Origin of the sequence: Streptomyces camelliae (assembly GCF_027625935.1) — a bacterium.
GTDB classification, from domain to species: Bacteria; Actinomycetota; Actinomycetes; order Streptomycetales; family Streptomycetaceae; genus Streptomyces; species Streptomyces camelliae.
Genome location: NZ_CP115300.1, coordinates 1,229,786 through 1,248,325, shown reverse-complemented (window position 1 = coordinate 1,248,325; position 18,540 = coordinate 1,229,786). Strand labels below are relative to the sequence as shown.

23 protein-coding genes and 1 pseudogene are annotated in these 18,540 nt (G+C 74.3%); 10 read left to right on the top strand and 14 right to left on the bottom strand.

What is annotated here, in order from left to right; all coding sequences use genetic code 11:
• Window positions 1-81: 81 nt before the first annotated feature.
• A complete protein-coding gene (locus O1G22_RS05905) occupies window positions 82-501 on the bottom strand; it encodes a hypothetical protein (RefSeq protein WP_270080324.1) in 420 nt (139 codons plus the stop codon).
• A gap of 134 nt (window positions 502-635) precedes the next feature.
• Between O1G22_RS05905 and O1G22_RS05900 the strand changes: the two genes are divergently transcribed.
• Window positions 636-1,307, top strand: a complete 672-nt coding sequence (locus O1G22_RS05900) for a helix-turn-helix transcriptional regulator (RefSeq protein ID WP_270080323.1) — start codon at window positions 636-638, stop codon at window positions 1,305-1,307.
• Between the two features lie 56 nt (window positions 1,308-1,363).
• Window positions 1,364-1,792, top strand: a complete 429-nt coding sequence (locus O1G22_RS05895) for a hypothetical protein (RefSeq protein ID WP_270080322.1) — start codon at window positions 1,364-1,366, stop codon at window positions 1,790-1,792.
• 166 nt (window positions 1,793-1,958) lie between these two features.
• Here the strand turns inward: O1G22_RS05895 and O1G22_RS05890 are convergent, their stop codons facing one another.
• Entirely contained in the window at window positions 1,959-2,522 is a 564-nt protein-coding gene (locus tag O1G22_RS05890) for an NADPH-dependent FMN reductase (protein WP_270080321.1), read from the bottom strand.
• 100 nt (window positions 2,523-2,622) lie between these two features.
• On the opposite strand from O1G22_RS05890, the gene O1G22_RS05885 reads away from it, so the two are divergent.
• A complete protein-coding gene (locus O1G22_RS05885) occupies window positions 2,623-3,306 on the top strand; it encodes a TetR family transcriptional regulator (protein ID WP_270080320.1) in 684 nt (227 codons plus the stop codon).
• Between the two features lie 412 nt (window positions 3,307-3,718).
• Window positions 3,719-4,732, top strand: coding sequence for a LacI family DNA-binding transcriptional regulator (locus tag O1G22_RS05880; RefSeq protein ID WP_270080319.1), 1,014 nt, complete (start codon window positions 3,719-3,721; stop codon window positions 4,730-4,732).
• 42 nt (window positions 4,733-4,774) lie between these two features.
• Here O1G22_RS05880 and trxA read toward each other — a convergent pair whose 3' ends face one another.
• Window positions 4,775-5,149: a thioredoxin gene (gene trxA / locus O1G22_RS05875; RefSeq protein WP_225094990.1), complete on the bottom strand. Its 375-nt coding sequence runs from the start codon at window positions 5,147-5,149 to the stop codon at window positions 4,775-4,777.
• A gap of 142 nt (window positions 5,150-5,291) precedes the next feature.
• Between trxA and O1G22_RS05870 the strand changes: the two genes are divergently transcribed.
• Complete coding sequence (locus O1G22_RS05870) at window positions 5,292-6,722, top strand: dihydrolipoyl dehydrogenase family protein (RefSeq protein ID WP_270080318.1); 1,431 nt, start codon at window positions 5,292-5,294, stop codon at window positions 6,720-6,722.
• 35 nt (window positions 6,723-6,757) lie between these two features.
• Here the strand turns inward: O1G22_RS05870 and O1G22_RS05865 are convergent, their stop codons facing one another.
• From O1G22_RS05865 to O1G22_RS05845, 5 genes are all read right to left on the bottom strand, one after another.
• Window positions 6,758-7,402, bottom strand: coding sequence for a peptide deformylase (locus O1G22_RS05865; RefSeq protein WP_270080317.1), 645 nt, complete (start codon window positions 7,400-7,402; stop codon window positions 6,758-6,760).
• A gap of 95 nt (window positions 7,403-7,497) precedes the next feature.
• Window positions 7,498-7,845 (bottom strand): tetratricopeptide repeat protein, encoded by a 348-nt coding sequence (locus O1G22_RS05860; protein ID WP_270086344.1) that lies wholly within the window; start codon window positions 7,843-7,845, stop codon window positions 7,498-7,500.
• A gap of 62 nt (window positions 7,846-7,907) precedes the next feature.
• Window positions 7,908-8,366 carry a MarR family transcriptional regulator gene (locus O1G22_RS05855; RefSeq protein ID WP_270080316.1) on the bottom strand — a complete coding sequence of 153 codons (459 nt, stop codon included), beginning with the start codon at window positions 8,364-8,366 and terminating at the stop codon, window positions 7,908-7,910.
• Window positions 8,363-8,851: a MarR family winged helix-turn-helix transcriptional regulator gene (locus tag O1G22_RS05850; protein WP_270080315.1), complete on the bottom strand. Its 489-nt coding sequence runs from the start codon at window positions 8,849-8,851 to the stop codon at window positions 8,363-8,365. The genes O1G22_RS05855 and O1G22_RS05850 overlap by 4 nt, the downstream gene beginning before the upstream one ends.
• A 131-nt stretch (window positions 8,852-8,982) precedes the next feature.
• The gene (locus tag O1G22_RS05845) at window positions 8,983-9,414 is read right to left on the bottom strand and encodes a universal stress protein (protein WP_270080314.1); all 432 of its coding nucleotides are present in this window, start codon (window positions 9,412-9,414) and stop codon (window positions 8,983-8,985) included.
• Between the two features lie 155 nt (window positions 9,415-9,569).
• Here O1G22_RS05845 and O1G22_RS05840 point away from each other — a divergent pair, with 155 nt between their 5' ends.
• From O1G22_RS05840 to O1G22_RS05825, 4 genes and pseudogenes are all read left to right on the top strand, one after another.
• Window positions 9,570-10,985, top strand: coding sequence for an FAD-binding oxidoreductase (locus O1G22_RS05840; protein ID WP_270080313.1), 1,416 nt, complete (start codon window positions 9,570-9,572; stop codon window positions 10,983-10,985).
• A 30-nt stretch (window positions 10,986-11,015) separates the two neighbouring features.
• Window positions 11,016-11,450, top strand: coding sequence for an OsmC family protein (locus tag O1G22_RS05835; protein ID WP_270080312.1), 435 nt, complete (start codon window positions 11,016-11,018; stop codon window positions 11,448-11,450).
• A gap of 139 nt (window positions 11,451-11,589) precedes the next feature.
• Window positions 11,590-12,555, top strand: a complete 966-nt coding sequence (locus tag O1G22_RS05830; protein ID WP_270080311.1) for a pirin family protein — start codon at window positions 11,590-11,592, stop codon at window positions 12,553-12,555.
• An 84-nt stretch (window positions 12,556-12,639) separates the two neighbouring features.
• Window positions 12,640-12,969, top strand: a pseudogene (locus tag O1G22_RS05825) (carboxypeptidase-like regulatory domain-containing protein); the annotation flags it as partial.
• A 1-nt stretch (window position 12,970) separates the two neighbouring features.
• Here O1G22_RS05825 and O1G22_RS05820 read toward each other — a convergent pair.
• From O1G22_RS05820 to O1G22_RS05810, 3 genes are all read right to left on the bottom strand, one after another.
• Entirely contained in the window at window positions 12,971-13,312 is a 342-nt protein-coding gene (locus O1G22_RS05820; RefSeq protein WP_270080309.1) for a hypothetical protein, read from the bottom strand.
• On the bottom strand, window positions 13,309-14,001 hold the full coding sequence (locus tag O1G22_RS05815) for an RNA polymerase sigma factor (protein WP_270080308.1): 693 nt from the start codon (window positions 13,999-14,001) through the stop codon (window positions 13,309-13,311). The genes O1G22_RS05820 and O1G22_RS05815 overlap by 4 nt, the downstream gene beginning before the upstream one ends.
• Window positions 14,002-14,074: 73 nt before the next feature.
• Window positions 14,075-14,527 (bottom strand): hypothetical protein, encoded by a 453-nt coding sequence (locus tag O1G22_RS05810; protein WP_270080307.1) that lies wholly within the window; start codon window positions 14,525-14,527, stop codon window positions 14,075-14,077.
• Window positions 14,528-14,788: 261 nt separating this feature from the next.
• Between O1G22_RS05810 and O1G22_RS05805 the strand changes: the two genes are divergently transcribed.
• Window positions 14,789-15,145 (top strand): cupin domain-containing protein, encoded by a 357-nt coding sequence (locus O1G22_RS05805; RefSeq protein WP_270080306.1) that lies wholly within the window; start codon window positions 14,789-14,791, stop codon window positions 15,143-15,145.
• A gap of 97 nt (window positions 15,146-15,242) precedes the next feature.
• Here O1G22_RS05805 and O1G22_RS05800 read toward each other — a convergent pair whose 3' ends face one another.
• From O1G22_RS05800 to O1G22_RS05790, 3 genes are all read right to left on the bottom strand, one after another.
• Window positions 15,243-16,217 (bottom strand): pyridoxal-phosphate dependent enzyme, encoded by a 975-nt coding sequence (locus O1G22_RS05800; RefSeq protein ID WP_270080305.1) that lies wholly within the window; start codon window positions 16,215-16,217, stop codon window positions 15,243-15,245.
• A gap of 75 nt (window positions 16,218-16,292) precedes the next feature.
• Window positions 16,293-17,663: a VWA domain-containing protein gene (locus O1G22_RS05795; RefSeq protein WP_270080304.1), complete on the bottom strand. Its 1,371-nt coding sequence runs from the start codon at window positions 17,661-17,663 to the stop codon at window positions 16,293-16,295.
• Window positions 17,660-18,517, bottom strand: a complete 858-nt coding sequence (locus O1G22_RS05790) for an AAA family ATPase (protein ID WP_270080303.1) — start codon at window positions 18,515-18,517, stop codon at window positions 17,660-17,662. Before O1G22_RS05790 ends, O1G22_RS05795 begins: the two co-directional genes overlap by 4 nt.
• Window positions 18,518-18,540 lie beyond the last annotated feature (23 nt).

The window sequence follows — 18,540 nt, the reverse complement described above, 5'->3', positions numbered from 1 at the left end:
GCCTGGAGCAAGGGGCGCCCGCTGTGCGGGTGTTGTGCGCATGCGGCCGTAGCGGGGCGGAAGACCGGTTCAGGTGCTGGTTCAGGTGCTGGTGCTGGTCATGGTGCCGATCTGCATGCCCGGGCGGCGTTGATGCACGGTCAGGTAGGTGAGCCCGGCCGCACCGGCGCTGATGCTGCGCGTGGCGCCGCGCGGCAGCCAGACCAGGGCGCCCTCGGTGAGCGGCAGCGGTGTCCCGGCGGGGCCCGCGCCGAGCGCGCCGTCCCCGGCCATGACCAGGACCAGCACGTCCAGTTGTGTCTCGGTGTGCGTCGTGATCCGGTCGCCCGGAGCGATCCGGACCACGTTGGCGTCGAGCTGCCGGGCGCTCTCGGCGAGCTTCCACAGCACCCCGCCGGGCAGCGCCGGGGTCTCGGCCAGGGTCCGGGTGTCGCACAGGACACGCGGCTCGGCCGCCGTGGTGCCGGCCGGCCCGATGTTCCTCGCGGACGGCGACGTCATCTGCTGTTCCCCTCGACGCTCAAGTCTTCCGCTGCTCCTGCTGAACCTCGGTCAACAGGCATCCCTGCTCACTCTACAATTACTACATGTAGGATTCGTGAAAAATGGACGCAGGTGGAGAGGGGTGTCCAGCGGTGACCACACGGGAGAGCTCACGGCGCCTGGCGGTGCTGGACGCGCTGCGCGCCGCACCCTCGCCGCTCGGTGTCGCGGAGACGGCACGGCGGCTGGGCGTCCACCCCAACACGGTCCGGTTCCACCTGGATTCCCTGGTGGCCGAGGGTCTGGTCGAGCGCCGTACCGAGCGCTCCCCGGGACCCGGCCGGCCCCGTACCGTCTACACCGCGCGTCCCGGCATGGACCGCGGCGGCATCCGGGACTACCGGCTCCTCGCCCGCGTCCTGCTCAGCCGGTGGGCGGCCGCCGATCCGGCCGAGGCGCGCGCGGAGGCGATGGAGACCGGCCGCGCCTGGGGCGGATACCTGGTGGACCCGCCGCCCCCGTTCGAGCAGCCGACAGCCGAGCGCTCGGTGGCCGCGCTTCTCGCCCTGCTCGACGAGCTGGGCTTCGCGCCACGGGCGGAAGGGGAGCCGACACCCGGCGCGCCGCCGCGGCGGATCCGGCTGCGGCACTGTCCCTTCCTGGAACTCGCCGAGGAGCACGGCCGGTTGGTCTGCCCGCTCCATCTCGGCCTGATGCAGGGCGCGTTGGCCCGCCTGGACGCGCCCCTGACCGCCACCGGCCTGGAGCCCTTTGCCGAACCGGACTCCTGCGTCGCCCACTTGGCCGGCGCCACCGCTGCCTGACGGCAGCGACGAACTCCCCCTGGCCGCCGGCCCCGGCGGAGAAAGGCCTCCCGCACATGAACGCCACGTCCGCCGCCCTCGCCGGTGCCGTCACCTTCGTCTGGCTCGGGATGGTCCTGGCGATCTCCTTCCTGGAGGCCCCGCTGAAGTTCCGCGCGCCGGGCGTCACCATTCCCGTCGGACTGGGCATAGGCCGGATCGTCTTCCGGGCGCTGAACGCCGTCGAGGCCGTCCTGGCGGTCGTGGTGATCGCCGCGGCCGCCGCGGGCGGTGCCCCGGCCCGGATCATCGGGCTGACCGCGGCCGTAGCGGTGCTGCTGCTCGCACAACTGGCCGCCGTCCGGCCCGTCCTCAACCGCCGCTCCGACCGCGTCCTCGCCGGGGAGGACATGCCCCGCTCCCGCAGCCACCTGTGGTACGTGGCACTGGAACTCCTCAAGGTGGCCGCCCTGATCGGCCTGGGCATCGCACTGCTCACGGTGTGACGCGCCGCCCTTCGGGCGGCCGGATCCGGGAGGAGGCCGACCTGCTCGCGCGGCGGCTCGCGGGACTCGCCCCGAGCCGTTCCGCGCAGGTGAGAGACCGGAGCCGTGCCGGGCATGCGAAAGGGGCCGGAGCGGGGCTCCGGCCCCCTCACGGGGTGGCTGCGGCTCAGGCGGCCGCGGTCTCGCCCACGTTGCCGTGCAGACGGGCGACGACCTCGGTCAGCTGGGCGGCGACCTCGGCGTCGTCCACCGGGTGGGTCTCCGCGAAGCGGACCACGGAGCCCGGGATGGACAGCTTGATGTCCTCGATCACCTTGCCGCCGGCGATGCCCACGGCCTTGCGGGCCTCGTCCTGCGCCCACACGCCGCCGTACTGGCCGAAGGCGGTGCCGACCACGGCGACGGGCTTGCCGCCGAAGGCGCCGGCGCCGTACGGGCGGGACAGCCAGTCGATGGCGTTCTTCAGGACGGCCGGGATGGTGCCGTTGTACTCGGGCGAGAACAGCAGGAAGGCGTCGGAGGCCTGGGCGGCCTCACGCAGCTTCGCGGCGGTGGCCGGGACGCTGCCCTCGGTGTCGATGTCCTCGTTGTAGAACGGGATCTCGGCCAGGCCCTCGAAGAGCACGACCTCGGCGCCCTCGGGAGCGAGCTTGACGGCCGCCTCGGCGAGCTGGCGGTTGTGCGAACCGGCGCGGAGGCTGCCGACGAGCGCGAGGATGCGAACAGACATGGGGAACTCCAAGGGGCTGAAACATCGCTGTTACGATCCGGACCGGGGTCCGTTTAAGTGTGTACCACTCTAACCGGACCGCGGTCCAGTTTTCTTCCCGATGCTTTACGCTGGGTTCATGTCCGCCGCGCTGCCGCCCTTCCCGATGCCCGAGGAGCCCCTCGACACGCCTGAGCTGCTGCAGGTCGCACCCCCCTCCTTGGAGGAGCCGTGCCTGCGCGCCGACGCGGCCCGCAACCGGGCCGCGCTGCTGGAGGCCGCCGCCCGGCTGATCGCCGAGCACGGGGTGGCCGGCGTCACCATGGAGGCCGTGGCCGCGGCGGCCAAGGTGGGCAAGGGCACCGTGTTCCGCCGCTTCGGCGACCGTACGGGGCTGCTGATGGCCCTGCTCGACCACGCCGACCGGCGGCTCCAGGCCGACTTCATGGGCGGGCCCCCGCCGCTGGGCCCCGGCGCGCCGCCGGTGGACCGGCTCCGGGCCTTCGGCGTGGCGGTGCTGTACCGGTCGGCCGAGCAGCTCGACCTCCAGCTGGCCGCCCAGCCGGAGCCCACCCGCCGCTTCTCCCATCCGGCGATGGGGGCGCGGCGCATGCACGTCACGATGCTGCTGCGGCAGATCGTGCCGGACGCCGACTGCGAACTTCTGGCCCAGACACTGCTGGCCTCGCTCGACCCGGCCCTGATCCACTACCGGACCCGGCAGTGCGGAATGCCCATGGCGCGGCTGGAGGCCGGCTGGATCGACCTGGTCGCCCGGGTGACCGGCACGGAGCCGCTCCGCTGAGGACCGGCCGGCAGCGCCGGGTGCCGTGGCGAGCATCGCGCCTGCGGACCGGCCGGCCCGCAGGCGCGGCAGGCGGCATCCCTTCGTCGGCCACCGCCGCGCTCAGCGGAAACCGACGGTCCGCCCCCGTCGGGTCCGCTTCGGCGAACGGCACACCCGGGCAGGCGGGTTGGGCGGCGGAGAGCAGCGGGCGTGCCGAGCGGCTCGCCGGTGTCGCGGACGTACACGTGCAGCGATGCCGGGCCGGTGTCGAGCTCCTGTGCGAGGCGCCGCATGGTCACCTTGCGCGGCCTTCCGCGCGCAGGGTGACAGCGGCGGTGACGACGCCCTCCGCGCCCGCCCGCGCACCCGTTTTCGTCGAACGGTGAACCACCTTGCCCCGCCCGCTTCCCGCCCCCGCCCCTCTGCCAAGATGCGGTCTGTCATGGTGCAGATACCGAACACGCCCACGAGCGCCGACGTCGCCCGCCTGGCCGGAGTCTCGCGCGCGACCGTGTCCTATGTCCTCAATAACACCAGCGCCGTCCGGATCAGCGAACCGACGCGCCGGCGCGTCCACGAGGCCGCGCGGGAACTGGGGTACGTGCCCCACGCCGCCGCCCGCAGCCTGCGCGCCGGACACAGCCGTATGGTCCTCATGCCCGCCCCCGCGGTCCCGGTCGGCCCCCTGTACAGCCGATTCCTCGACGAACTCCAGCAGGCGCTCGGCCACCTGGACTACACCGTCGTGCAGTACGGCACGGTCGGCCTGCACGGCGACGAGGCCGCCCGCGCCTGGGCCGAACTGCGGCCCGTCGCCGTCCTGGTGCCCGGCGCCGAACTGGGGCCGCGGGGCGTGGCGGTGCTCAAGCGCTCCGGCGCCCGAGCCGTGGTCACCCTCGGCCCCGTGCGCGTCGACGGCGCACACGCCCTGCTGATGGACCACGACGCGGTCGGCCGCTGCGCGGGCGCCCACCTCCACGCCGCCGGCCGGCGCCGGATCGGTGTCGTGGTGCCCAAGGAGCCCGGCCTGGAGGCCTACTCCCGGCCCCGGCTCGCCGGCGTGCGCGAGGCCGTGCACGGCACGGACGCGGCCGTCACGGAGCTGCCGCTGGCCTACACCGAGCAGGCGGCCGCTCAACTCGCCGCCCGCTGCCGGGAGTTGAATCTCGACGCGGTCTTCGCCTACAACGACGAGTACGCGATGCTGCTGATGCGGGCCCTGCAGGACGAGGGCCTGCGCATCCCCGAGGACATGGCCGTGATCGGCGCCGACGATCTGATGCTGGGGCGGCTGCTGCGGCCCCGGCTCAGCACGGTCCACATCGAACTGCCCTCGGGCCATGACCTCGCCGAACTGGTCGACCGCGCGGTGCGCGACCCCGGCGGTGAGCCGGAGGTGCACGCAGTGCTGGGGGCCTCGGTGATCCGGCGCGAGTCCAGCTGACCCGTCCGGCCGAGGCCCCCGGCCCGTGGTGCCGCCGCCTCGTTACTGCGCCCCGCCCTGCTGGGCGGCGACGCTCTTGCGGACCTCGTCCATGTCCAGGTTCCGGGCCTGCCCGATGATGTCCGTCAGCGCGGCCTCGGGCAGGGCACCCGGCTGGGAGTACACGGCGATCTTGTCGCGGACGATCATCAGCGTCGGGATCGACCGGATCTCGAAGGCCGCCGCCAGCTCCGGCTGGGCCTCGGTGTCCACCTTGCCGAAGACCAGGTCGGGGTTGGCCTCGGCAGCCTTCTCGTAGACCGGCGCGAACTGCCGGCACGGCCCGCACCAGGACGCCCAGAAGTCGATGAGAACGAACTCGTTCTCGGTGACCGTCTGGTCGAAGTTCTCCTTGGTCAGCTCCACGGTGCTGCTCATGGTGTGAATCCCTACTTCCCGGTGTGGGGGTGTGCCGTCGGCGGAAACACGGCCGTCGGACCGCCTATTCCACCCGCGCACGCCTGTGTTCCGCGCACGTACCCGTGTGGCCGCCGCGCACACCACCCACCAGACTGACCCCATGACGGAAACGGAATCCATCGCGTACGACGTCGTGGTGCTCGGGGCCGGGCCCGTGGGGGAGAACGTCGCCGACCGCACGCGCGCGGCCGGCCTCACCACCGCGGTCGTGGAGAACGAGCTGGTCGGCGGCGAGTGTTCGTACTGGGCGTGCATGCCCAGCAAGGCCCTGCTGCGGCCGGTGATCGCCCAGGCGGACGCCCGCCGCCTGCCCGGCCTGGCCCCGGCGGTCCAGGGCCCGCTCGACACCCCGGCGGTCCTCGCCCGCCGAGACGAGTACACCTCCCACTGGAAGGACGACGGCCAGGTCGCCTGGGTGGAGGGCATCGGCGCCGACCTGTACCGCGGCCACGGCCGGCTCGCCGGCGCCCGTACGGTCACCGTGACCGCCCCCGACGGCACGGTCACCACCCTCACCGCCCGGCACGCCGTCGCCGTCGCGACCGGCACCCGTGCCCAGCTGCCCGATCTGCCGGGCCTGGCCGAGGTGAAGCCGTGGACCAGCCGCGAGGCGACCAGCGCCAAGGCGGCCCCTGCCCGGCTGATCGTCGTCGGCGGCGGTGTCGTCGCCACCGAGATGGCCACCGCCTGGCAGGCCTTCGGCTCCCAGGTCACCCTCCTGGTCCGGGGCAAGGGGCTGCTGAACCGGATGGAGCCGTTCGCCGGGGAACTCGTCGCCGAGGCACTCACCGAGGCGGGCGCGGACGTCCGCACCGGTACGTCGGTGGAGTCCGTCACCCGCCAGGACGGCACGGTCGTCGCCGTCACCGCCGCCGGCGACCGGCTGGAGGCCGACGAGATCCTCTTCGCCACCGGCCGCGTCCCGCACACCGACGACATCGGCCTGGACACCGTCGGCCTGGAACCCGGCTCCTGGCTGGACGTGGACGACAGCCTGCGCGTCACCGGCACCGACTGGCTGTACGCCGTCGGCGACGTCAACCACCGCGCCCTGCTCACCCACCAGGGCAAGTACCAGGCCCGTATCGCCGGCGCCGCCATCGCGGCCCGCGCCGCCGGCGGCACCCCGCCGGAGGAGCCCTGGGGCGCGCACGCCGCCACCGCCGACCATCACGCCGTGCCCCAGGTCGTCTTCACCGACCCGGAGGCCGCCGCCGTCGGTCTCTCCCTCGCCGAAGCGGAACAGGCCGGGCACCGCGTCCGCGCCGTGGACGTCGAGTTCTCCTCGGTCGCCGGCGCGGGCCTGTACGCCGACGGCTACAAGGGCCGCGCCCGGATGGTCGTGGACCTGGAGGACGAGATCCTGCGCGGCGTCACCTTCGTCGGCCCCGGCGTCGGCGAACTCATCCACTCCGCGACCGTCGCCGTCGCTGGCCGCGTCCCGGTCGGCCGGCTGTGGCACGCCGTCCCGTCGTACCCGACACTGAGCGAGGTATGGCTGCGGCTGCTGGAGGCGTACCGGGACAACTGACCGCGGATGTACGGCAGTCAGGGCGCTCGGGGCAGTTACGGCAGCTCGAAGCCGAGGGCCGCGGCCGCCGTCTCCGGCGTCGGCTGGGCCCACAGCGCCGCCACGGCCTCGTTGGTGGACAGCGACCTCAGTTCGGCGCGGTCCAGGTAGAGCATGCCGTCGAGGTGGTCCGTCTCGTGCTGGACGATACGGGCGGGCCACCCGGTGACCACCTCGTCCAGCTCGCGGCCCCGCTCGTCCTGGCCGCGCAGCCGTACCTCCGTGTGCCGGGCCACCACCGCCTGCCAGCCCGGCACGCTCAGGCAGCCCTCGAAGAACGCGGCACGCGCGCTGCCGACGGGCTCGTACACCGGGTTGACCAGGACCCGGAACGGCTGGGGCACCCGGCCCCGGGTCACGGCGATCTCCTCGGGCACCGGCGCCGGGTCCTCCATGACCGCGATCCGCAGGGGCACGCCGACCTGCGGCGCGGCGAGGCCCACGCCGGGCGCGGCGTGCATGGTGTCGCGCAGGGCCTCGATGAAGCGGGCCAGCAGGGCGGGGCCGAGCTGGCCGTCGTACGGCTCGGTGCCGCGCCGCAGCACGGGCTGTCCGGCGGCGACGATGGGCAAGGGGCCGCCGGCGGCGAGGAGTTCCTCGACCCGCTCGGCGAGCGGCGCGTGATCAGGGGAGGGTGCCATCGCGCCAGGATGCCATGCCCGCCCGCCGCCCCCGGCGCGGGCGGTCGTGCCGAGGGCCCGGTCCCCGTACGGGAACCGGGCCCGTCCTGTGCCGTTCAGTCCTGCGGGAAGTCGCCCGCGAGCGCCGAGGCGATCCGCAGGTGCGCTTGCGCCTCCTCGTGCCGGGCCTGCCGTTCGAGGGTGCGGCCCAGCAGCAGCCGGGCGTAGTGCTCCACCGGGTCGCGTTCCACGATGACCCGCAGTTCGGCTTCGGCGCGGCGCAGTTGGGCCGAGTGGTAGTAGGCGCGGGCCAGCAGCAGCCGGGGTCCGGTCTGCTCCGGCACCTCCTCGACCAGCCCGGTCAGCACCCGTGCCGCACCCGCGTAGTCCTTGGCGTCGAAGAACTGCTGCGCGCGCTCCCAGCGCTCGGCCGGCGTGCCGTGGTGGTAGTACGTCGTCTCCACTCGCGTCTCCACTGTCGACCTCCTTCGGAGGCCACAACGGAACGCAGTTGTTCAATATTCCACTAACTGTTCCGTGTGCTCAGAGCGGCCAGCTCCGCGTCGGCCCGCTCCGCGATCAAGGCCAGGACGCGCCCGGCCACGGCCCGGTCCTCCTCGGAGATGCCCGCGTAGATCCGGGCGGTGATCGGGGCGGTCGCGGCGGAGGTCGTGGCGTACAGCTCCCGTCCGGCGTCCGTGACGCGCACGTGGGACGGCTCCTCGGCCGACACCAGCCCGGCGGCCGTCAGCGCGTCGATCGCGCGGTGGGCGTCGGCCTCGGCGACCTTCACCGCGCCGACGACGTCGGCGACGAGGCCGGCCCGCTCGACCGGGCCGTCGGCCACGACCGTCAGCCGGAGCGTGACGGACTGCAGGAAGTCGATGCCGTGCCGGACGAGGACGCGCTCCAGGACGGCCCGGCCCGCGTAGTGGGCGAGGGCGATGACGCGGGGGTCGACGCGGGGTGCGGTGGTGGTGGTCATGGCTGCTCCGTCTCGTGATCGGTGGTGCCGAACGGGTCAAGCGGTGCGTCGAGCAGGGTTCTGAGCTCGCGGGTGAACTCCCGCGTGCGCGGGCTGCCGAGTCCGCCGAGTGGGGCCAGCAGCTGCCGCAGCAGCCCCTGGACGACGCCGATCGCCTTCGCGGTGACCTCGCGTCCCTGCTCGGTGAGCGCCAGCTGGACGGCGCGCGGGTCGGCCGGGTCCCGGGTGCGTTCGAGAAGGCCGGCCGACTCCAGGCCGCGGGCCAGCTTGGAGACGTAGAGCGCCTCCAGCCCGATCTGGTCGGCGAGCCGGCGCTGGCTGGGCCGCAGTCCGGTGCGGTGCATGCCGTACAGCGAGGCCAGCAGCGCGTACTGCGCGTGTGTCAGCCCCAGCGGGGCCACCGCGCGGTCCACCGCGACCCGCCACTTCATCGACAGCCGCCACACCAGGAAGCCGGGCGTGGCTCCTTCGGAACCGTTGCTCATGGCGAATACAGTACATGGCTACTATGTACATGGCTACTGTTTTGGCGACGGTCCGCTCCGACCGTGGTCCGCGATCCAGGGTGCCGTCTCCCGGGGCGAGCGCCGAGCCCGCCCCGGGAGACGGCCCGGCCTCAGGCCAGGTGCTCGTCCTCCGGCGCCAGCAGGACCGGCGTGCGGCTCGTGTGCGCGACGGCGTCGCTGACCCGCGGGGTGAACAGGGCCTCCACGACGCCCCGGTGATGGGGGCTCAGCACGATGAGGTCGGCGCCGAACTCCGCGGCCGACTCCGCGATCGTGGTGGCGACCTGGGTGGTCAGGCCGCGGACCAGCACGCCGTCGGCCTTGACGTCCAGGTCGCCCAGGGCCGCCACGGCCTCGTCGAGCACGGCCCTGCCCTCGGCGTCGTCCTCCAACGGGACGACCGTGGCGAGCGTGGCGGCGGACGCGATGACATGCAGGACCCGGACCTCGGAACCGGCCAGCTTGGCCAGCTCGCCCGCCAGCCGTACGGCGGAGTGATGGGCGGGACCGGAATCGACGGCGACCAGGATGCGCTGGAACATGGCTCTTCTTCCTCTTGCTCAGCGAGCTGACGAGCGACGCCGGTACCCGGCGCCACCGGCTCCAACACCGGTGAGGGCGGCGGACTTCCCGGTTTCCGCGCCGAGATCGCCCCGTTCACCGGCCGCCGCGGGACATACCGGATTACGGTGCTGCCATGCCCCACGCCCTCCCGGATCGCCCGCCGGACGCCCCGGACTCCGCACTGATCGAACGCCTCCACCGCGACCTGCCCGGGGGACGCGTCGTCACCGACCCGGCCGTGCTGGCGCGTTACGCGCACGACGAGGCGGAATGGGCGCCCCACGGACGGCCCACGGCACTGGTGCGGCCACGCGCCGCCGAGGAGGTGCGCGCGGTCGTCCTCGCCTGCCTCGACCACGCGGCCTCGGTGGTGCCGCGCGGGGCCGGCACCGGGCTGTCCGGCGGCGCGAACGCCGTCGACGGGGCGGTGGTGCTGTCCACCGAGGCCATGACGGCCGTCAAGCGCATCGACCCGCTGGAGCGGCTCGCGGTCGTCGAACCCGGCGTCGTCAACGAGGACCTGCGCACCGCCTGCGCCGCGCACGGCCTGTGGTACCCGCCGGATCCGGCCAGCGCCCGCTGGTCCACCATCGGCGGCAACGTGGCCACGAACGCGGGCGGAATCTGCTGTGTGAAGTACGGCGTCACCCGCGACTACGTGCTGGGCCTGCAGTTCGTCACCGGCACCGGGGAACTCGTCCGGGTCGGCCGCCGTACCGCCAAGGGCGTCGCGGGCTACGACCTCACCGGCCTGATGGTCGGGTCCGAGGGCACCCTCGGCGTGATCACCGAGGTGACGCTCCGGCTGCGGCCCGGCCGCCCGCCGGAGCACACGGTCGCCGGGTACTTCTCGTCCGTCGTGGACGCGGGCCGCGCGGTCGCCGCGGTGGCCGCCGCCGGAGTGACCCCCTCCGCGCTGGAACTCATCGACCGGTACTGCCTGGAGGCCGTCGACGCGTGGAAGCAGATGGGGCTGTCCGCCGACGCGGACGTCGTCCTGCTCGGCCGCACCGACGCGCCCGGGAAGGCGGGCGAGGAGGAGGCCGAGACCGTCCTGCGCTGTTTCGAGGCCGCGGGTGCCACCTGGGCGGCCCGCTCCACCGACCCGCAGGAGGCGGACGCGCTGTTCGAGGCGCGCCGGCTCGCCTACCCGGCCCTGGAACGGCTCGGCCCCGTGCTCACCGAGGACATCTGCGTACCGAAGTCCGCCGTCCCGGAGATGCTCGGCCGCATCCACGCCCTCGCCGAGCGGCACGACACGCTCATCGCCAACATCGCCCACGCCGGGGACGGCAATCTGCACCCGCTGCTGATCACCCCGCCCGGCGACGAGGCGGCGCGGGAGCGGGCGCAGGCCGCCTTCCGCGAGATCATCACCGAGGCCCTGGCGCTGGGCGGCACGGTCACCGGGGAGCACGGGGTCGGCCTGCTCAAGCGGGAGGGGCTGCACGCCGAGCTGGGCCCGGAGGTCATGGCCCTCAACCGGGCGGTCAAGGACGCCCTCGACCCTCACGGCCTGCTCAACCCGGGCAAAGTGCTCGGCCGGTGACGCGGCCCCTGCCGAGTTAGGGTCGCCGGTATGACCGACAACTCCCTGCGCACCGTCACCGTGGAGCGCACCAGCACCGGCCACTTCACCGCGACGAACGCCCGCGGCGGCACGATCTCCTTCGGCACCGGCGCCGCGGGTGACACCGAGTTCACCCCCGTCGAGCTGCTGCTGGCGGCACTCGGCGGCTGCACGGCGGTGGACGTGGACATCGCGACCGGCCGGCACGCGGAGCCCACCGCCTTCACCGTCGACGTGCGGGGTACGAAGGTCGACGACGACCTCGGCAACCGCCTCACGGACCTCGCCGTCACCTTCCACGTCACGTTCCCCGACGGCGAGGGCGCCGAACGGGCCCGCGCGATCCTGCCCCGGGCGGTGAAGACCTCCCACGACCGCCTCTGCACGGTCAGCCGTACGGTGGAGACGGGAACACCGGTGACGGCGACGGTGGAGCAGGCCTGACACCTGCGCCTGCTGCGATCCGGTCCCGAGGCACCCGGGATCCGGGTGGAACTCACCGGACTGCTCGACCGGCTGAAGACACGGACCGGGCCGCCGTTCCGGGCGCGCCGCCGCCCCCGCCCCCGCTAGGTTGTGCCGCATGAGCAACCTTGACCGCGCGCCCGTACCGAGCGTGTGCGGCGGCCGCGGATTCGTCGTCGCCGAACCCGTCCGCGAGCTGCTGAGCCCGCGACACGTACAGCTCGGGGAATCCACCGAAGTGCGCCGGCTGCTGCCGAACCTCGGCCGGCGCATGATCGGCGCCTGGGCATTCGTCGACCACTACGGCCCCGATGACATCGCCGACGAGCCCGGCATGCAGGTACCCCCGCACCCGCACATGGGCCTGCAGACCGTCAGCTGGCTGCACGAGGGCGAAGTGCTGCACCGCGACTCGACCGGCAGCCTCCGCACGATCCGGCCCCGCGAACTCGGGCTCATGACCTCGGGCCGTGCGATCAGCCACTCGGAGGAGAGCCCGAAGTCGCACGCGCGCTACCTCCACGGCGCGCAGCTGTGGGTCGCGCTGCCCGACGCGCACCGGTACACCGACCCGGCGTTCGAGTACCACGCGGAGCTGCCGACGGTCACGGCGCCCGGCCTCACGGCGACCGTGATACTCGGCGACCTCGACGGCTCGGCCTCCCCGGGTACGACGTACACCCCGATCGTCGGCGCCGACCTCGCCCTCGCCCGCGGCGCCGACGTACGGCTGCCGCTCGTACCGGACTTCGAGTACGGCGTGCTCGCGATGTCCGGCGAGGTGCACGTCGACGGCGTGCCGGTGCTGCCGGGCTCGATGCTCTACCTCGGCTGCGGCCGCCGCGAGCTGCCGCTGCGCGCGGAGTCCGACGCCGGCCTCATGCTGCTCGGCGGCGAGCCGTTCGAAGAGGAACTGGTCATGTGGTGGAACTTCATCGGCCGGACACAGGCGGAGATCGAACAGGCCCGCACCGACTGGCAGACCGGCAGCCGCTTCGGCGAGGTGAAGGGCTACGACGGCGCACCGCTGGCCGCCCCCGAGCTGCCGCGCACACCCCTGAAGGCGCGCGGCCGCGCGCGCTAGCCGGGCAGCCCGACGCCCCTGCCCGCGGCGCCGCGGGCAGGGGCGTGTATGCGGGGGGGATCGGCGATACCGATCAGCTCGCCGGAACACCGCCCGCTCGCGCTGCCCGTGGAGATCTCCGGCACCGGTGTCACCCGCGTCGCGGCCGACCTGCGGTCCGGCGCCCGGGTGCGGGGCACGGTACGCGGTGCGGGCGGGCCGCTCGGCGACGCCCGGGTGACCCTGGTCGACGCGGCGGGCGACGTCGTCGCCACGACCACCACCGGCGACGACGGGGCGTACGCCTTCTCGGACCTGGACGGCGGCCGGTACACGCTGATCGCCGCCGGTCACCCGCCCCGGGCCGCCGGGGTGACGCCGTCCGGCGCCGACGTCGAGGGTCATGACATGGAACTCGCCCATCCCGGGACGTAGTTCACGGCGCCGTTGCGCTGGGGGAGGGCTCGGCCGTGGTCGGGGCGAGCGGGCTCGGGACCGCGGACGGCGTGGCGGTGCCCGGCCGCGGCGCACGGGCCGGCTCGGCCGGGCGGGACGGCCCGCCGCGCACCGCGAGGAACACCAGCGCCGCCACCGCGGCCAGGACGAGCGCGCTCGCCACGGCCCGGCGCAGCAGCACCCGGCCGGACCGTACCTGCGCGGTCGGCGGGCGCAGCGGACGCAGGTCGGCCGGGCCGACGGAGTGCGCCCGCGCGGCCAGGGCGGCCCGCAGCCGCTCCTCGACGGCCGTGGGGGCCGTACCGGTACCGGAGTCGTTCATCGCAGCCCCTCCAGACGTCGGCCGAGGGCGTCCAGGGCCCAGCTGGCCGTGGACTTGACGGTGCCCCGGGACAGACCGAGGGTCGCGGCGATCTCGGCCTCGGTCAGGTGGGACCAGTAGCGCAGCACCAGTACCTCCCGCTGGCGCCGGGTCAGGGTGCGCAGCGCCGCCAGCACCTCCCGGTGGTCCTCGTGCAGCAGGATGTCCTCCTCGGGGGCGGGCGCGTGCTCCTCGGGGGCGGGGGTGTGCGCTCGTACGGTCCTGCGGCGGCGCAGCACCGAACGGGCCGTGTTGACGACACTGGTGCGCAGATAGGCCTCCGGATCGTCGAGCGAGGCCAGCCGGTGACCGTGCCGGCGGAGGAGTGCGGTGAAGGCGTCCTGGACGACGTCCTCGGCCGTGGGCAGATCGTCCACCAGCAGCACCGCCAGCCGGACCAGGGACAGCCGGCGGTGGTGGTACAACTCCTCGATGCCGGGAGGCTGTTCGCGGCCGACGGGGAACGCCGTCGTACCGGTGCCGGGTGCGGCCGGGCCGACGGGGGTCTCCGTCCGGGCGGCGCGGGCGAGGACACGGCCCCGCAGAGGAGACAGGAGCCGCATCCCCAACCGCCATGGGGAGGCGGGGCGGCGCGGGGCGCCGGTCCGGTCCCGGGGCAGTGTCGCCGCCGGTGGTGTGGCTGTCGTCATGGATCTCCCGGAGCCGGGCGGAGAAGCGGATCAGGCTTCCCCGCCCGGCCCTGCCTAGGTGGTGCGTGCGGGCTCAGTACCGCGGCGCGGCCGGCGCCGGCGAGGGGTGCCCGCGATGCGGACCGTGCCCCGGCACCGGAGTCGGCACCGGCACGGGCACGGGCGCCGGTGCGGCGGTGGACGGCACCGGGGTGGAGGTGGCGCGCGTGGGGGAGGGCACGGGGCTGGGGGTGGCGGTGCGGACCGGGGAGGGTACGGGTGATGGGGTGGCCGTGGGGACCGGGGAGGGTACGGGGGACGGGGTGGCCGTGGGGACCGGGGAGGGTACGGGGGACGGTGTCGCCTGGCCGCCCGCCGGTTCCGGGGTGGCGGTGACGCCGGTGTGGGCGGGGGAGTGGCTGCCGCTCTGGGCCGCCTGGGCGGTGATGGTGCCGGCCACGGCCAGGGCCGCGCCTACGGCGGAGACCCCCAGGGCGGCCCGCAGCCTGCGGACATGGCGGGGGCGGGGGACACGGTGTGCGGTCATGGGTTCCTTCGCTCGCTCGGGTCGGACAACTGGTCGAAGTGGAGGCCTCCACCTCGACAGACGTCCGGCCCCGGGCGAGGTTGCGGGTGACGACCGAAGAATTTTCACGGGCGTCGGCCACCGTATGGCGTTGCCAGGGCGCGGGGCCGACGATGGAGGCGTGGGGTACGGCCGCCGCCGCAGCTCCGGCGCCGTCCGAGGCCGCCGGGGGACGACAGGCCGGCCCCGGCCGCGGTCAGCGGCCGGAAGGAGGACGCCGTCATGCTGGAAGTGAAGACGGTCGAGAAGCCGGACGAACGGCGCGACTTCCCCCGCGGCCACCTCGAAGCCCTGCACCTGACCGGGCTCGACTTCGCGGTGGGCACCTTCGAACCGGGTTGGCGCTGGTCGGAGTCCGTGAAGCCGATCGCGGGCACCGAGAGCTGCATGGTCCACCACAACGGCTATGTGGTGCAGGGGCGCATGCACATCCGCATGGACGACGGCGGCGAGGGCGAGGTCGGCCCCGGCGACGTCTTCGTGTGCCCGCCCGGCCATGACGCCTGGGTCGTGGGGGACGAGCAGTTCGTGGTCTACGACTTCGCCGGGACCATGGCCAAGGAGTACGCGAAGGACTGAAGGAAGAGCCGCCCCGTCGTACCGGGCCGCTTCCGTCGTACCGGGTCGCACGGCGTGCGACCCGGTCGCAGGTGCGGGGCCGTACGGCCCGCCACCGTCATCCCTCGAAGACGGCCGCCCCCGCCTCCGCGAACGCCACCGCGTCCGCGTGCCCGAACAGGCCGGGCAGGCCGCCGGTGTGGACGAACACCGTCTTCTCGCCCGGCCGGACGTCACCGTCGGCGACGGCCGCGCGCAGGCCGGCCAGGGCCCGGGCGGTGTACACGGGGTCGAGGACGAGGCCCTCGGTACGGGCGGCGAGCCGGAGTGCCTCGGCCGCGGGTCCGGTCAGCGTCGCGTAGCCGGCGCCCACCTGGTCGCGGCGCACCCGCAGACCCTCGGCCGTGACCTCCTCCGTCGTCAGCGGCGCCGCGAACCGTGCCACCGCCGCGGCCGGGTCGGCCAGCGCGCCCACGTCGACACCGAGCACCGAGCCGGTGCCCAGGGCCGCGACCAGGCCGGCCATCGTGCCGCCCGAGCCGAGCGCGACCACCACGGTGCGCAGCTCGGGCAGTTGCTCGTCCAGCTCCTCGCCGCAGCGCACATAGCCGCGGGCACCCGGCACGGCCGACCCCCCGAACGGGATCAGCGCGGGCCGGGCACCGTCCGCCCGCAGCCGCGCGCACACCTCGGCCGCCGCGTCGTCCAGCCCCGCCTGGTCCACCTCGCCCGCCCAGGCGATGCGCGCCCCGAAGAGTCCGTCCAGGGCGAGGTTCCCGGACCGTGAGGCGCCCGGCGCGCCGCGCAGGACAAGGACGGCGGCCAGGCCCAGACGGGCGGCCGCGGCGGCGGTCAGCCGGGCGTGGTTGCTCTGCGGGGCCCCCGTGGTCACGAGCGTGTCCGCGCCCTCGGCGAGCGCCGCGCCGACCGTCCACTCCAGTTTGCGGATCTTGTTCCCGCCGCCGCCCAGACCGGTCAGGTCGTCCCGTTTGATCCACAGGTCCTCCGGGCCGAGCCCGAGCGCGGCGGCGAGCCGGGGCGCCGGTTCGACGGGCGTGGGGAAGGTGCCGAGCGAGACGGGGGAGTGGCCCATGGCGTACGTCCTTGTACAGATCAGTGCGGCTCGGTCCGGATCAGCTGCGGACCGCGGTCGTTCGGGACCAGTCGATCACACCGGAAGCAGCCGGGCGATCAGCGAGCTGAGCTGACGGGCCGTACGGCACTCGTGCATCTCGACCAGGTCCGCGTAGTCGGGCGCGGCCGAGTCGCCGGTGCCCCACTGACCGCGCGGCTCCGGGTTCAGCCAGTACACGCGCCGGGCCCGCCGGGCGACCTCGCGTACGGCGGCCAGGTTCGGGTCGCTCATGTTGGTCCGGGCGTCCCCGAGGACGAACACGGTCGTGCGCGGGCCGACCGCGTCGCCGTACCGCTCGGCGAACTCGCCCAGCGCCACGCCGTAGTCGCTGCTGCCGTGCCAGCCGGTCAGCGTGGCCTCGGCGCGGATGCGGGCGCTCAGCCCGTCGGGGTCGGCGCGGCCGTGCTCCAGCAGGCCGGTCACCTCGTCCAGCCGGTTGACGAAGGCGAACACCCGGATCTTGCTGAACTGGTCGTGCAGCGCCTGCACGAGCAGCATCGTGAAGTCGGAGAAGCCGGACACCGAGCCGGACACGTCGCACAGCAGGACCAGTTCGGGGCGGACCGGCCGGCGCCGGCGCAGCACCGGCCGCATCGGCACCCCGCCCGTGGACAGCGAGGAGCGCAGGGTGCGGCGCAGGTCGACCGTGCCGCGCGCGGCACGGCGCCGGCGCGCGGCCAGCCGGGTGGCCAGCTTGCGTGCGAGCGGCGATACGGCCCTGCGCAGTTCGGCCAGTTGGTCCCGGCCCGCGAACAGGAAGTCCACCCGGTCGGCGGTCGGTACGACACCGCGCCGGGCGATCTCGTCCCGCCCGCGCCGCTCGGCGACCCGGCGCCGCGCCTCCGCCCCTACCATCCGCCGGAACTGCTCGATCCGGCGCCGGATCTCGTCGTCCAGCAGCCGGTCCGCGAAGTCCGTACCGTCGCCGTTCCCGCTTCCGCCCCCGTCCCGTCCGCGCACGTCCGACCGCACCCGCGCCAACAGGGTCTGCGGGCGCAGCCGTTCGAGGGTCTGGTACGCGGAGAAGCCGTCCGACCCCGGTGAACTGCCGTATCCGCCCATGCCGTCCACCGCCTCGGCCGCCAACCGGGCCATCATGGCCTGGTCGCCCGCGGCCAGCGCCCGAGCCAGCCGGTCGCGCAGCTCGTCACGGCCCGCGCCCGCGCCGTCCGGTCCCCCCACCGTGCGCGGGAAGTACAGGTCGAAGACGGGGTCGAACACCGCCCGCTGTCCCGGGCCGTGCAGCAGCGTCGCGGCCAGCCCCTCACGCAGCAGCTCCCGGTCCGTGAGCCCGAGTGCCTCCACCGCGCGGGCCGCGTCCACCGTCTCACCCGTGCCGATCCGCACCCCGTGCGCGCGCAGCGCCCCGACCAGGCCGGTGATCCGCTCGGGGACCTCGGTCACAGCGCGTCCAGGTCGAGCTTCGCCGCCGCCTTCTGGATGTCGTCCTGGTGCTTGAGGATCACTCCGAGACTGTCCCGTACGACCGTCTCGTCCAGCGCGCCGGCGCCCAGGGCCAGCAGGGTGCGCGCCCAGTCGACGGTCTCGGCGACGGACGGAGCCTTGCGCAGGTCCATCGCGCGCAGCGCCCCGACCACCCGGACCACCGACTCGGTGAGCGCCTCGGTGAGGCCCGGCACCTTCAGCCGGACGATCCGCCGCTCCAGCTCCTCCTCGGGGAAGCCGATGTGCAGGAACAGGCAGCGGCGGCGCAGCGCCTCGGACAGCTCCCGGCCGGCGTTGGAGGTCAGGACGACGAACGGGCGGCGGGTCGCGGTGACCGTGCCCAGCTCCGGGACCGTGATCTGGAAGTCGCTGAGCACCTCCAGCAGCAGTCCCTCCATCTCGACGTCGGCCTTGTCGGTCTCGTCGATGAGCAGCACGGTCGGCTCGTCCCCGCGGATGGCGGTGAGCAGCGGGCGGGGGAGCAGGAACTCCTCGCTGAAGATGTCGGTGCGGGTCTCGTCCCAGCTCTCGTCGCGGCCCGCGGTGATGCGCAGCAGCTGTTTGGCGTGGTTCCACTCGTACAGCGCGCGGGACTCGTCCACGCCCTCGTAGCACTGGAGCCGGACCAGCCGCGCCCCGGCCACCTGGGCGACCGCCTTGGCCAGCTCGGTCTTGCCCACCCCGGCCGGACCCTCCACCAGCAACGGCTTGCCCAGCCGGTCGGCGAGGAACACGGTCGTCGCGACGGCGGGCGAGGCGAGGTAGCCGGTCTCGGCGAGGCGGGCGGAGACGTCGTCGACGGACGTGAACAACGGGGCCTCCGGCGGATCGGGAA

Coding starts and splice junctions, on each gene's coding strand:
- O1G22_RS05870 (WP_270080318.1), top strand. CDS start 5,292: ATGACGGAAACGGAATCCATCGCGTACGACGTCGTGGTGCTCGGGGCC.
- O1G22_RS05905 (WP_270080324.1), bottom strand. CDS start 501: ATGACGTCGCCGTCCGCGAGGAACATCGGGCCGGCCGGCACCACGGCG.
- O1G22_RS05830 (WP_270080311.1), top strand. CDS start 11,590: ATGAGCAACCTTGACCGCGCGCCCGTACCGAGCGTGTGCGGCGGCCGC.
- O1G22_RS05805 (WP_270080306.1), top strand. CDS start 14,789: ATGCTGGAAGTGAAGACGGTCGAGAAGCCGGACGAACGGCGCGACTTC.
- O1G22_RS05880 (WP_270080319.1), top strand. CDS start 3,719: ATGCGGTCTGTCATGGTGCAGATACCGAACACGCCCACGAGCGCCGAC.
- O1G22_RS05850 (WP_270080315.1), bottom strand. CDS start 8,851: ATGAGCAACGGTTCCGAAGGAGCCACGCCCGGCTTCCTGGTGTGGCGG.
- O1G22_RS05890 (WP_270080321.1), bottom strand. CDS start 2,522: ATGTCTGTTCGCATCCTCGCGCTCGTCGGCAGCCTCCGCGCCGGTTCG.
- O1G22_RS05810 (WP_270080307.1), bottom strand. CDS start 14,527: ATGACCGCACACCGTGTCCCCCGCCCCCGCCATGTCCGCAGGCTGCGG.
- O1G22_RS05885 (WP_270080320.1), top strand. CDS start 2,623: ATGCTTTACGCTGGGTTCATGTCCGCCGCGCTGCCGCCCTTCCCGATG.
- O1G22_RS05800 (WP_270080305.1), bottom strand. CDS start 16,217: ATGGGCCACTCCCCCGTCTCGCTCGGCACCTTCCCCACGCCCGTCGAA.
- O1G22_RS05895 (WP_270080322.1), top strand. CDS start 1,364: ATGAACGCCACGTCCGCCGCCCTCGCCGGTGCCGTCACCTTCGTCTGG.
- trxA (WP_225094990.1), bottom strand. CDS start 5,149: ATGAGCAGCACCGTGGAGCTGACCAAGGAGAACTTCGACCAGACGGTC.
- O1G22_RS05845 (WP_270080314.1), bottom strand. CDS start 9,414: ATGTTCCAGCGCATCCTGGTCGCCGTCGATTCCGGTCCCGCCCATCAC.
- O1G22_RS05840 (WP_270080313.1), top strand. CDS start 9,570: ATGCCCCACGCCCTCCCGGATCGCCCGCCGGACGCCCCGGACTCCGCA.
- O1G22_RS05820 (WP_270080309.1), bottom strand. CDS start 13,312: ATGAACGACTCCGGTACCGGTACGGCCCCCACGGCCGTCGAGGAGCGG.
- O1G22_RS05855 (WP_270080316.1), bottom strand. CDS start 8,366: ATGACCACCACCACCGCACCCCGCGTCGACCCCCGCGTCATCGCCCTC.
- O1G22_RS05815 (WP_270080308.1), bottom strand. CDS start 14,001: ATGACGACAGCCACACCACCGGCGGCGACACTGCCCCGGGACCGGACC.
- O1G22_RS05835 (WP_270080312.1), top strand. CDS start 11,016: ATGACCGACAACTCCCTGCGCACCGTCACCGTGGAGCGCACCAGCACC.
- O1G22_RS05865 (WP_270080317.1), bottom strand. CDS start 7,402: ATGGCACCCTCCCCTGATCACGCGCCGCTCGCCGAGCGGGTCGAGGAA.